The sequence below is a fragment of the Acidovorax sp. YS12 genome (genome assembly GCA_021496925.1).
Classification (GTDB): Bacteria; Pseudomonadota; Gammaproteobacteria; order Burkholderiales; family Burkholderiaceae_C; genus Paenacidovorax.
In genome coordinates this window covers 4,007,700-4,019,911 of record CP053915.1, presented here as the reverse complement: position 1 = coordinate 4,019,911, position 12,212 = coordinate 4,007,700, and the positions used below count along the sequence as shown (strand labels likewise).

The window sequence follows — 12,212 nt, the reverse complement described above, 5'->3', positions numbered from 1 at the left end:
GGCCATGGCAGTCAACCCCGCCGTCTATGGCGCCAGCGCGCGGCCGCCGCGCGGCGACTATGACCGCGCCGCCGACGACTACACCTGCGCGCAGGACTACGCCGCCTACACCGCGCAGGACCACGACCTCTACCACCGCCTGTACGAGCGCCAGTCGGCCCAGCTGCCCGGCCTGGCCAGCCAGCACTTCATCGACGCGCTGCCGCTGCTCGGCGCCAAGGAGCGCATCCCGCGCCTGGAGGAAGTCAGCGAGCGCCTGTACCGCGCCACGCGCTGGCAGCTCGTGGCCGTGCCCGGCCTGATCCCGGAAGTGCCGTTCTTCACGCTGCTGGCGAACCGCAAGTTCCCGGTGACGGACTGGATCCGCACGCCCGCGGAATTCGACTACATCGTCGAGCCGGACATCTTCCACGACCTGTTCGGCCACGTGCCGCTGCTGTTCAACCCCGTGTTCGCCGACTACGTGCAGCGCTATGGCCAGGGCGGGCTCAAGGCCCAGCGGCTCGGCGCCTGCGAGATGCTCGCGCGCCTGTACTGGTACACCATCGAGTTCGGGCTGATCCGCGAGCGCGGCGCGCTGCGCGCCTACGGCGCCGGCATCCTGAGCTCCGCCGGCGAGCTGGCCTACGCCGTGCGCAGCGCCGAACCGCAGCGCCTGCCGCTGCAGATCGAGCGCACCATGCGCACGCGCTACAAGATCGACAGCTACCAGCAGACCTACTTCGTGGCCGAGAGCTTCGAGCAGCTGTTCGCGCTCACCGAGCCCGACTTCACGCCGCTCTACGCCTGCCTGCGCAAGCTGCCGGAATTCGCCGCCAGCGCGCACTGACCCGCCATCGGGGCCTCAGTCCCGCGCGATGTCCGCCAGGCAGGCCCGCACCACCGCGGGTGCGTCCACCATCTGCAAATGGGCCACGCCGGCGATGAAGCGGTTGTCGGCCCCCGCCAGCGCCGCCGTGCTGGCGGGAAAGACGATGTTGTCGCAGTTGGAATACCAGCAGGTGAACAGCGCGCGCCGCTGGGCCGGCTCGGCCTGCGCGAGCTGGCGCAGCCAGTCGCCGTCCAGGCGCATCTGACGGCCGTTGCCGGCGCGGCTCCAGCGCGCCGCCCAGGTGCCACCGTGGGGCGTTCCCAGGGTGATGACGCGGTGCACGCGCGCGTCTGCGCCCGGCACGGCGCGCAGCCAGGCGCGCGCGGCCAGCCCCCCCATGCTGTGGCACAGCAGCACCGGGGGGCACCCCGTGGCGGCCGTGACGCGGCGCACGGCATCGTCGATCTGCGCCGCATACCCGTCGATCGAGCCCAGCACCGGCTCCAGCGTCACCGCCACATGGGCATGGCCGCGTGCGCGCAGCAGGCGCATCCAGCGGTTCCAGATCCCGCGGTTGCACATGAAGCCGTGCACCAGCACCACGCCCCGGCCTGGGGCGCCCCCGGCCTCCTGGGCCGGCAGCCAGTCCGGGCAGGCGGCGTGGCGGAACGGCTGGCGCCAGCCGAACAGCAGCGTCGCCACGCCGGCCTCGGCCCACCAGGCGCGCAGGCACTGCCAGCGGCCCGCGCGCGGCGCGGGATCGCCGCGGTTGACGTACCGCATCAGCGCGAACTGCAGCCCCAGCCACGCCAGGCTCCACAGCGCCAGCACGGCCAGGCCCGCCAGCGCCACGGCGGGCGAGCGGGGCCACTGCCAGGCCAGCCAGGCGGCTGCGGCGCACAGGAGCGTGAGCGAGAGGGCTTGCTGCCAGCGGGCGTTCATGATAGGGAGAACTCTCTTTTTGATAGCTGCCCGCGCTTGCTGCATGGGCCTTGGAGGGTGATTTGGCTTATATTTCTCTGCACAGCGCCAACCCGCCCGAAAATACCATGGACGCCGCCCAGACCATCCGCCACTGCATCGCCGAGGTAACGGCCCTGCGCCAGCAGCGCACCGACACGCCCGCCTGGGGCGCGGCGGTGCACGCCGTCAAGGCGCTGCAATCGGCGCGCTTTCGCGGCACCTATGCCGACCTGCTGGCCTCCGTGCTGTACGCGCCGGCGGCGCGCTTCTTCCTGGCCGAGCTGTACGGCAGCGCCGACTACCAGGCGCGCGACGCGCAGTTCGGGCGCATCGCCGGCACGCTGCAGACGCTGTTCCCCCGCCCGGTGGTGGACATGGCCGTGGCGCTGGCGCAATTGCATGCGCAGACCGAGCAGCTCGACCATGCCATGGGCGCCACCTGGGACGGCCTGCCCGGCGACCCGGCCGCGCGCTACGTGGCCGCCTGGCGCCAGGTGGGCCAGCCGCAGGCGCGCCAGGCGCAGCTCGCCAGTGTGCTGGCCATGGGGCAGGACCTGGCGCGGCTGACCGCCAAGCCCGGCCTGCGCACCATGCTGCGCATGATGCGCGGCCCGGCCCAGGCCGCCGGGCTGAGCGAGCTGCAGCGCTTTCTGGAAGCCGGCTTCGACACCTTCGGCACCCTGGCGCGCACGCGCGGCGCGGTGGCCCACTTCCTCGGCACCATTGCGCAGCGCGAGGGCGCCCTGCTGGAGCAGCTGTTCGGCGCGTCGCCTGTCGCATGCGAGACAGCATTGCGCCAGACCCTGGGACAAGCCCGATAGCCCTGGCCGGGGGGCGCACCCACAATGCCTGCCAACTTCCCTGGCGCATTCAAGGTTCTTGCATGGAAAAAACCTGGCTCAAAAGCTACCCCCCCGGCGTACCGCACGATATCGACCCCGACCAGTACCGCTCGGTGCCGCACCTGCTGGAGGAATCGTTCCGCCAGCACGCCGCCAGCCCCTTCTCGGTCTGCATGGACCGCTGGATGACCTACGGGGAGCTGGACCGCCACAGCGCCGCCCTGGGCGCGTGGCTGCAGGGCCTGGGGCTGGCGCCGGACGCGCGCGTGGCCATCATGCTGCCCAACGTGCCGCAGTTCGGCGTGACCATGGCCGGCGTGCTGCGCGCGGGCTTCACCTGCGTGAACGTGAACCCGCTGTACACCGCGCGCGAGCTGGAGCACCAGCTCAAGGACTCGGGCGCCACGGCCATCGTGATCCTGGAGAACTTCGCCCACACCCTGGCCGAGGTCATCGAGCACACGCACATCCAGCATGTCTGCATCGCCTCCATGGGCGACATGCTGGGTGCCTGGTACGGCCGCTGGATCACCTTCGCCGTGCGCCACCTGGCGAAGATGGTGCCGCCGTACGCCCTGCCACTGACCGGCGGCCGCCAGGTCACGCCCTTCAAGAAGGCCCTGGCACTGGGCCGTGCACGCAGGCTCCAGCCGAGCCAGGCTACCCACGACTCCATCGCCTTCCTGCAGTACACCGGCGGCACCACCGGCCTGTCCAAGGGCGCCGTGCTGACGCACCGCAACATCATTGCCGCCACGCTGCAAGCCGAGGCCTGGTTCACCCCGGCGCTGGCCAAGATCGGCGACCTGAGCAAGGCCAACAGCATCGCGGCGCTGCCGCTCTACCACATCTTCGCGCTCACGCTGTGCCTGCTGGCGATCCGCCAGGGGTCGAGCCTGACGCTGATTCCCAACCCGCGCGACATCCCGAAGTTCGTCGACGTGCTGAAGAAGCGCCCCTTCCACATGCTGCCCGCGGTGAACACGCTGTTCAACGCGCTGCTGCAGAACCCGCAGTTCCGCAAGCTCGATTTCTCGCAACTGTGCGTTTCCCAGGCCGGCGGCATGGCCGCCGCCGAAGGCACGGCGCGCCAGTGGCAGCAGGCCACGGGCAGCACCATGATCGAGGGCTGGGGCATGAGCGAGACCTGCGCCATCGGCACCAACAACCCGGTGGGCAACACCAGCTTCACCGGCACCATCGGCCTGCCGCTGCCGGGCATCGAGATCGCCATCAAGGACGACGCGGGCGCCAGCCTGCCCACGGGCCAGAGCGGCGAGATCTGCATCAAGGGCCCCAACGTCATGCGCGGCTACTACAACCAGCCCGAGGAGACGGCCAAGGCGTTCACGGCCGACGGCTTCATGCGCACCGGGGACATCGGCATCATGGACGAGGCGGGCTACACGCGCATCATCGACCGCAAGAAGGACATGATCATCGTCTCGGGCTTCAACGTCTTCCCGAACGAGCTGGAGCAGGTCATCTCGCTGTGCCCCGGGGTGCTGGAATGCGCGGCGGTGGGCGTGGCGGATGAGAAATCGGGCGAGGCCATCAAGATCTTCGTCATCAAGAGCGACGCCTCGCTGACCGAGGACACGCTGGTGCGCTACTGCCACGACAACCTGACCGGCTACAAGCGGCCCAAGTACATAGAATTCCGCGAGGAGCTGCCCAAGACCAACGTCGGCAAAATCCTCCGGCGCGAGCTGCGCAGTTGAACCCCAGCGCGGCGTCCGCGGGCCTCCGCGCCGGGTTCATGGGCCGCGGGTGACGCGCCATGGATCACTGCGATTACTCTTTTCTTGATAGCTGATGACGCTTTCCCCGCCTGGGTTGCCGCCTGAAATCACCGTATTGGAGCGCGGCTGGCTGTCCGCCAACAACATCCTCTTCATCGGCCGGCACGACACCGCCCTGGTGGACACCGGCTACCACAGCCATGCCGAACAGACCGTGGCGCTGGTGGCCACCTGCCTGGACGGACGGCCGCTGGACCGCGTGCTCAACACCCACCTGCACAGCGACCACTGCGGCGGCAACGCCGCGCTGCAAGCGGCGTGGCCCGGCGTGCGCACGGCCATCCCGCCAGGCCAGGCGCCCCACGTGCGCGCCTGGGATGCCTACGCGCTGAGCTACACCCCCACCGGCCAGCACTGCCCGCCGTTCCGCGCCGACATGCTGCTGGAGCCGGGCTCCTGCGTGCTGCTGGGCGACAAGCCCTGGCAAGTGCACGCCGCGCCGGGGCACGACCCGCACTCGGTGGTGCTGTTCGAGCCGCAGGCGCGCATCCTGCTGTCGGCCGACGCGCTGTGGGAAAACGGCTTCGGCGTGGTCTTCCCCGAGCTGGAAGGCGCGCAGGCCTTCGCCGACGTGGCCGCCACGTTCGACCTGATCGAGCGGCTCGCGCCGCGCACCGTGGTCCCCGGCCACGGCCCGGTGTTTCACGACGCGCCGCGCGCGCTCGCCGGCGCGCGCCAGCGACTGGAGGGTTTCGTGCGCAGCCCGGCCAAGCATGCGCTGTACGCGGCCAAGGTGCTGCTCAAGTACAAGCTGCTCGAATGGCAGCAGATCGCACGCGCCGACCTGCTCGCCTGGGCCACGGCCACGCCCTATTTCGGCATGCTGCATGCGCGCTATTTCAGCGAACAGGCGCTCACCGGCTGGCTCGACGCGCTGGCGCAGGACCTGGTGCGCTCAGGCGCCGCCACCCGCGAAGGCGACGTGCTGCACAACGCTTGATTTTTCATGGTGCTACGCGCCACCCGCAGCCCATGAAACCGGCGCGGCCCAGGCCAGCGGACGCCGCGCAAGGGCCGCCCCGCTGCGCTGAGCATGAGTCCCCCTGCCCGCCACGCGCAGCGTGGCGAGAGCGGGGGGAAGCGGCGCAGCCGCTCAGGGGGGTGTCGTTGTTTCATTTCAAGCCGGGCTCGCTTCGCGCCACAGGCTGCGAAACACCAGCACGGAGGGAAACGCCATGATGGCAAGGCACGCCCAGCCTACCCACGACCCCGCTTCGAGGGCGCGCGAGACGCCGACCATCCAGTGGTCCGGCGCGTACAGCATGCCTTGCGCGTAGAGGAAGCTGGCCATCCCGTCGAGGAAAAGCTCCACGGCCACCACGCCCGTCACCAGCGCCGAGAGGCGGAACAGCGCCAGGCTCTGCACGCGCGCGCCCACCGTCTTCCAGGCCAGCCCGAGCAGCACCACGGCCGCAGCCGCGGCGGCCACGCCGGACAGCTGCGCGGCGGCCCTCTCGGGCTTCCAGACGGAGTTCAGCAGCACCACGATCTCCAGCACCTCCCGGCCCGCGACGAAGCAGGCGAAGCAGGCCACCGCCCAGGGCGCCCAGGGCCGCTCCAGCACACCCTTGAGCCACGCGCCCGTGCCCAGGGTGATGCGCGACTCGGCCAGCAGCGAGGTGCTGACCAGCACCAGGATGCCGATGGCCATGCCGATGTGCAGCAGCGCCGTGCTGCGCAGGTCGAGCTCGGCCCAGTCCAGCAGGCTGGCCCCCAGCGCCCCGCCAACGGCCGCGCCCAGCAGCACGCTGAGCAGCACCAGCCGCACCAGCCCCCACTGCCGGGCCTGCCCCAGCCCCACGGCGAGGGTGCCCGCGATCAGTGCCAGTTCAGCCAGTTCCCGCAGCGTGATGAGAAAAGTTCCGAACATGCGTACCCCGCCATATCGAATTTGAAATTGATTCCTATTTGATGATTCGATTTTACCGGGTCAGCCTTCACATAAACTTGGCGGCCATCGCGCCCCCCGCACGCCCCATGACGAACAAAGAACTCATCGAGATCATCGACCGCGCCACCGATGCATTCCATGGCGACCTCAGTGAGCTGGAAAGCGCGATCGGCATGCTCATGCTCGGCCGGCACTATGGCTGGCGCGTGCTCATGCTCATGCACAGCCAGGCGACCATCCGCAAATACCTCAAGATCCTGGGCATCCAGAACCTGCGCGACGTTCTGCCCGAGGTCGGCGTGCTGGCGGGCCGCTCGCGCGCGTGGCGCCTGGTGCAAGGCACCTCCAACTTCTGGCGCGTGGTGCGCGGCCAGGTTGCCAACGTGCGCAGCGCCCGGGTGGACGGCCCCGCGGGCACGCCCCCGGGCGACGGGCAACGGCAGCAGTAGTAGCCCAGGCACTACCCGCCAGCGCAGGCGCGGCGCGCTGTTGCGCAAAGGCCACCGCCGCTGCGCGGCCGGCAAGTAGCACTTGACGCTACTACTTTCAACCCATTACATTCCACGCCGGTTTAACCGGTATCAAGAATGGGAACGAGAGCGCTTTGCATTACCGCACATGCCTCCGCGTTCCAGGGTTTTCATCGCACCTCCAACCTTCAGCACCTTTCACACCATGAATCCTTCTCGCACGAAGAAGCCCAAGAGCCTGCGCCTGGTCAACGGCATGGCCGCCGCCGGGCTGTCCTCCGCCGTCCTGCTGCCCCTGGGCGCCATGGCCCAGAGCGCCGCGCCTGCCACCACCGCCCTGCCCACCGTGACGGTGCAGGAGCAGGCCATCGACCCGAACCCGAACGCCGAAGTCGGCGCGCCCTACAAGGCCAAGACCTCGGCCGACGCGCGCCACACCCGCCCGCTGGCGGAAACGCCGCAAACCATCTCGGTGGTGACCAAGGCGGCCATCGATGATTCGGGCCTGACCGACCTGAAGCAGATCCTGGCGGCGCAGCCCGGCATCACCCTGGGCACGGGCGAGAACGGCAACGCCTTCGGCGACCGCTACATCATCCGCGGCCAGGAAGCGCGCTCCGACGTGTTCGTGGACGGCCTGCGCGACACCGGCATGACCACGCGCGAGAGCTTCGCCATCGAGCAGATCGAAATCACCAAGGGCCCCAGCTCCAGCTTCGCGGGCCGCGGCTCAGCGGGCGGCGCGATCAACGCCGTGACCAAGCAGGCCACGCTGGACTATGACTTCACGCGCGTCTCCGCCGGCATCGGCACCGACGGCCACCACCGCGTGACCATGGACGCGAACAAGGCCTTCGGCGAGAGCTTCGCGCTGCGCGCCAACGTGCTGCATGCGGGCGAGGACGTGCCCGACCGCAGCCCCTCCGAGCGCAGCCGCAAGGGCCTGGCGCTGTCGGGCCTGTGGGAAGTGAACAAGGACCTGTCCGTCACGCTCGACTACTACGGCCTGCGCGCCAAGGACAAGCGCCCCGACCTGGGCGCCTACCTCGTCGGCACGCCGCCGTACCGCACCCCCGCCAAGGGCGTGCCCGTGTACGCGCAGGACAACGACTTCGTGCAGTCCGACGTGGACACGATCTCGGCGCGCATCGCCTACCGCCTGGCGCCCAACCTCAAGCTCACCAGCCTGACGCGCTACGGCACCTCCGACAACGGCTACGCCACCACCGGCGCCTCGTTCAACGCCACGGCGCAGCGCGGCGCCATCGACGGCGGCCACACCGGCTGGCAGGACGTGAAGTACTTCGCCCACCAGGACAACCTGCGCTGGGACGCGCAGCTCGGCGGCCTCAAGCATGAGTTCATCTTCGGCTTCGAGTACACCGACCACCGCGTCAAGTCGGGCAACTACAAGATCACCACCAACGGCAAGCCGAACTGCATCACCAACGCCACGGCCACCGCCAACAACGGCTTCTGCATCACCGACGCCAACGGCGTGCCGCTGCCCAACCTGGGGGGCCTGTCGGGCCGCACCTACGACCGCAACGCCATGGGCCGCGACTGGCACGTGAAGGCGCTGGCGCTGTCCATCATGGACACCGTGGACCTGACCGACAAGTGGACCGTGTTCGGCGGCCTGCGCGCCGACCGCACCGACCTGAGCCTGTCCACCTACAACGCCGCCACCGGCGCGCAGACCGCCGACTACGGCTACAAGGACACGCTGCTCAACGGCCACCTGGGCGTGAGCTACAAGATCAACCCCATGGGCATGGTCTACGCCAGCTACAGCAGCGCGCAGGACATCAACGGCGGCGAGTCCGACGTGGGCACCAGCGCTGGCTACGGCGGCCTGGTGGTGGACACCAAGGGCAACGCCAACGCCAAGCCCGAGCTGTCGCAGAACTTCGAGATCGGCACCAAGTGGAACCTGCTGGACGACAAGCTGCTGTTCACCGCCGCCGCCTTCCGCACGACCAAGAAGGACGTGATGGAAGCCGCGCCCAGCGGCACCGGCTATGACTCCGCCGGCATGTTCAACACCGGCAAGAACCGCGTGCAGGGCATCGAATTCGGCCTGGCGGGCAACGTCACGCGCGAGCTGCAGATGCAGGCGGGCGTGGCCTTCATGAAGTCCAAGGTGCTGGACTCGGTGAATGCCGCCAACGTCGGCAACCCGCTGTCCAACTTCGCCGACCGCGCCGTCACCATCCAGGGCAAGTACCAATTCACGCGCGACTTCGGCCTGGGCGCCGTGGCACGCTACGAAAGCGGCAAGTGCGGCGGCCAGCCCGACACCGGCGCGGGCTACAACGCCCAGGGCCTGTGCTCGCAGCCCGTGCCCGGCTTCAGCGTGTACGACCTGTTCGCCACCTACCGCATCAACAAGACGGCCGACCTGCGCCTGAACGTGCTGAACGTGACCAACAAGGACTATTACACCGCCGTGTACCGCTCGGGCGCCTTCCTGTATAAGGGTGACGCCCGCGCCGTGCGCCTGACGCTGAACCTTGATTTGTAAGAAAATGGCCTCCAGCGCTTACCTGGTAAGCGCTGGCAGCTATTGTTTTTGATGAACCCAGCCGACCGCATCCCCCCCGGCGTCCACAACGCCATCGACTACGAGTTGCTGGCGCCCCAGTCCATGGACGCCGGCCACCACGCCTACGTGGCGGGCGGCTGCGGCTGGGATGCCACCGTGGCGGCCAACCGCGCCGCCTTCGGCCACTGGGCACCGCTGCCGCGCCTGCTGCGCGACATGCGCCAGGGCCACACGCAACTCACCCTGGGCGGCCTCGCGCTGCCCCACCCCTTTCTGCTGGCCCCCGTGGCCTACCAGCGCCTGGCCCACGCCGGGGCCGAAGCCGCCACCGCGCGCGCGGCCCAGGCCACCGGCACCTGTATGGTGGCGAGCACGCTGTCGTCGTGCACGCTCGAAGCCATCGCCTCCGCCGCCGGCCCGGCACGCTGGTTCCAGCTCTACCTGCAGCCCGAGCGCGCCCATTCGCTCGACCTGCTGCGCCGCGCCGAACAGGCGGGCTACCGCGCCATCGTGCTGACGCTGGACGCCAGCATCCAGCTGGCCAGCCGCAGCGCGCTGCGCGCCGGGTTCGCCATGCCCGCCGACTGCGTGGCCGCCAACCTCGCCGGCTACCCGCCGCCGCCCGCGCCGCCGCTCGAAGACGGGGCGAGCCGCATCTTCCAGGGCGCCATGCGCCACGCCCCCACCTGGGACGACCTGCACTGGCTGCTGCAGGAAAGCCGCCTGCCCGTCTGGGTCAAGGGCGTGCTGCACCCCGACGACGCCACCGCGCTGCGCGCCGCGGGCGTGGCGGGCGTCATCGTCTCCAACCACGGCGGGCGCAGCCTGGACGGCGCGCCCGCCAGCCTGGCGCGGCTGCCCGCCGTGCGCGCCGCCGTCGGCCCCGGCTACCCCGTGCTGCTCGACGGCGGCGTGCGCAGCGGCCAGGACGCCTTCAAGGCGCTGGCACTGGGCGCCGACGCCGTGCTCATCGGCCGCCTGCAGGTGTACGCGCTGGCCGTGGCCGGCGCGCTCGGCGTGGCCCACATGCTGACCCTGCTGATCGAGGAACTGCACGCCTGCATGGCCCAGGCCGGCTGCGCCCGGCTGGCCGACATCACGCCCGAGGCGCTGCTGCCCCTTTCCATGACTTGCGAGAAACCGCCATGCTGATCTCCATCGACCAGGTTCTGACCAAGGACGAAGTCCGCCAATTCCGCCAGGAGCTGGACGCCAGCGACTGGAACGACGGCGCCGCCACCGCCGGCACGCTGGCCAAGAGCGTCAAGCGCAACCAGCAGGTGGCCGACGGCAGCGAACTCGCCGTGCGCCTGGGCCAGCACATCCTGCGCCGCCTGGCGGCCACGCCGCTGTTCATCTCGGCCGCGCTGCCGCACACCATCTACCCGCCGAAGTTCAACCGCTACGCCGACGGCGGCACCTACGGCGCGCACGTGGACAGCGCGCTCATGTTCCTGCCCGGCAGCAGCCAGCAGATGCGCACCGACCTTTCGGCCACGCTGTTCCTGGCCGAGCCCGAGGAATACGAAGGCGGCGAGCTCGAGGTGGAAGGCCCGTTCGGCGTGCAGGCCGTCAAGCTCGGCGCGGGCGACATGGTGCTGTACCCCTCGACCAGCCTGCACCGCGTCACGCCGGTGACGCGCGGCGCGCGCGTGGCCTCGTTCTTCTGGATCGAGAGCCTGGTGCAGGACGAAGGCGAGCGCACCCTGCTGTTCGACCTGGACCAGTCCATCCAGCAGATGACGCCGCTGGTCGCGCCCGACGACATGCGGCTGCTGCAGCTCACCGGCGTGTACCACAACCTCCTGCGCCGCTGGGCAAGGCCATGACCCCACTTGAGCGGCTGCGCGGCTGCCCGTGCCTGGGGCGCGCCAGTTTCATGCACTGCGCGCAGTGCGTGGCCCCATGAACCACTGAAAGAAAACAACCCCATGACACCCTGGATCACCCGCATCGCCGCCCTCGCCCTTGCCGCCAGCGCGGGCACCGCCTTCGCCCACAGCAAGGTGGAGTGCAAGGCGTACCCCAAGTCCGAATGGCGCCCGCACACCGAGCTGGAGAAGAAGCTCACCGAGGAAGGCTGGAAGGTGCGCCGCATGGAGCGCACCGACACCTGCTACGAGGTCTACGCCAAGACCCCGGACGGCAAGCGCGTCGAGGCCTTCTTCGATCCCAAGACCTTCGAGCGCGTGGAGGAATGAGACACCCCCCTGAGCCGCTGCGCGGCTTCCCCCCGCTCTCGCCACGCTGCGCGTGGCGGGCAGGGGGACGACGCCAGCGCGGCGGGGCGGCCCTTGCGCGGCGTCTGCTGGGCTGGGCCGCGCCGGTTTCACGGGCCATGGGCCGCTGATGCGTTCCGTGCCTGTCTGGGACGCGCCCGTGCGTCTGCTGCACTGGGGCATGGCCACGGCCGTGGCCGTGGCCTGGTGGAGCAGCAGCGACACCGGCCCGCTGCACGAGCGCGTGGGCTACGGGGTCATCGCGCTGCTCGCGGCGCGGCTGGCCTGGGGCTTTTGCGGCAGCCGCTATGCGCGCTTCGCGCAATTCGTGCGCGCGCCGCGCGTCACGCTGGCCTACGCGCGCGCGGCGCTGGCGGGCCGTGCGCCGCGCTACATCGGCCACAACCCGCTGGGCGGCTGGATGGTGCTGGCGCTGCTGGCCAACCTGTCCCTGCTGGGCTTCACCGGCTGGCTCCAGACCACCGATATGTTCTGGGGCTACGCCTGGCTCGCCTACCTGCACAAATACCTGGGCTGGGCGCTGCTGGCGCTGGTCGCGCTGCACGTCGGCGGCATGCTGTGGACCAGCCGGGCGCACCACGAAAACCTGGCAAGCGCCATGGTCACGGGCGGCAAGACGCCGCCGGGCCCGCACGACGTAGCCTGAAG

12 protein-coding genes are annotated in these 12,212 nt (G+C 70.0%); 10 read left to right on the top strand and 2 right to left on the bottom strand.

The features are described from left to right. The first annotated feature begins 4 nt into the window (after positions 1-4). The gene (locus YS110_18000) at positions 5-829 is read left to right on the top strand and encodes a phenylalanine 4-monooxygenase (GenBank protein UJB66514.1); all 825 of its coding nucleotides are present in this window, start codon (positions 5-7) and stop codon (positions 827-829) included. 15 nt (positions 830-844) lie between these two features. Here the strand turns inward: YS110_18000 and YS110_17995 are convergent, their stop codons facing one another. Next, positions 845-1,753, bottom strand: a complete 909-nt coding sequence (locus YS110_17995; protein ID UJB66513.1) for an alpha/beta fold hydrolase — start codon at positions 1,751-1,753, stop codon at positions 845-847. 107 nt (positions 1,754-1,860) lie between these two features. Here YS110_17995 and YS110_17990 point away from each other — a divergent pair, with 107 nt between their 5' ends. The 3 genes from YS110_17990 to YS110_17980 all read left to right on the top strand — a co-directional run bounded on the left by YS110_17990 (position 1,861) and on the right by YS110_17980 (position 5,358). Continuing rightward, positions 1,861-2,595 carry a hypothetical protein gene (locus YS110_17990; GenBank protein UJB66512.1) on the top strand — a complete coding sequence of 245 codons (735 nt, stop codon included), beginning with the start codon at positions 1,861-1,863 and terminating at the stop codon, positions 2,593-2,595. 62 nt (positions 2,596-2,657) lie between these two features. Continuing rightward, positions 2,658-4,337, top strand: a complete 1,680-nt coding sequence (locus YS110_17985) for an AMP-binding protein (protein ID UJB66511.1) — start codon at positions 2,658-2,660, stop codon at positions 4,335-4,337. Between the two features lie 94 nt (positions 4,338-4,431). Further along, positions 4,432-5,358: an MBL fold metallo-hydrolase gene (locus YS110_17980; GenBank protein UJB66510.1), complete on the top strand. Its 927-nt coding sequence runs from the start codon at positions 4,432-4,434 to the stop codon at positions 5,356-5,358. A 177-nt stretch (positions 5,359-5,535) separates the two neighbouring features. On the opposite strand, the gene YS110_17975 is transcribed toward YS110_17980, so the two are convergent. Next, complete coding sequence (locus tag YS110_17975) at positions 5,536-6,288, bottom strand: hypothetical protein (GenBank protein ID UJB66509.1); 753 nt, start codon at positions 6,286-6,288, stop codon at positions 5,536-5,538. A gap of 107 nt (positions 6,289-6,395) precedes the next feature. Between YS110_17975 and YS110_17970 the strand changes: the two genes are divergently transcribed. The 6 genes from YS110_17970 to YS110_17945 all read left to right on the top strand — a co-directional run bounded on the left by YS110_17970 (position 6,396) and on the right by YS110_17945 (position 12,210). After that, the gene (locus YS110_17970; GenBank protein ID UJB66508.1) at positions 6,396-6,758 is read left to right on the top strand and encodes a hypothetical protein; all 363 of its coding nucleotides are present in this window, start codon (positions 6,396-6,398) and stop codon (positions 6,756-6,758) included. 226 nt (positions 6,759-6,984) lie between these two features. Further along, positions 6,985-9,303 (top strand): TonB-dependent siderophore receptor, encoded by a 2,319-nt coding sequence (locus tag YS110_17965; protein UJB66507.1) that lies wholly within the window; start codon positions 6,985-6,987, stop codon positions 9,301-9,303. Between the two features lie 51 nt (positions 9,304-9,354). After that, positions 9,355-10,476: an alpha-hydroxy-acid oxidizing protein gene (locus YS110_17960; GenBank protein ID UJB66506.1), complete on the top strand. Its 1,122-nt coding sequence runs from the start codon at positions 9,355-9,357 to the stop codon at positions 10,474-10,476. After that, positions 10,470-11,153 carry a Fe2+-dependent dioxygenase gene (locus tag YS110_17955; protein UJB66505.1) on the top strand — a complete coding sequence of 228 codons (684 nt, stop codon included), beginning with the start codon at positions 10,470-10,472 and terminating at the stop codon, positions 11,151-11,153. Before YS110_17960 ends, YS110_17955 begins: the two co-directional genes overlap by 7 nt. 102 nt (positions 11,154-11,255) lie before the next feature. Next, positions 11,256-11,525 carry a PepSY domain-containing protein gene (locus tag YS110_17950; GenBank protein UJB66504.1) on the top strand — a complete coding sequence of 90 codons (270 nt, stop codon included), beginning with the start codon at positions 11,256-11,258 and terminating at the stop codon, positions 11,523-11,525. A gap of 148 nt (positions 11,526-11,673) precedes the next feature. After that, entirely contained in the window at positions 11,674-12,210 is a 537-nt protein-coding gene (locus tag YS110_17945; protein UJB66503.1) for a cytochrome b/b6 domain-containing protein, read from the top strand. The last annotated feature ends 2 nt before the right edge of the window (positions 12,211-12,212 follow it).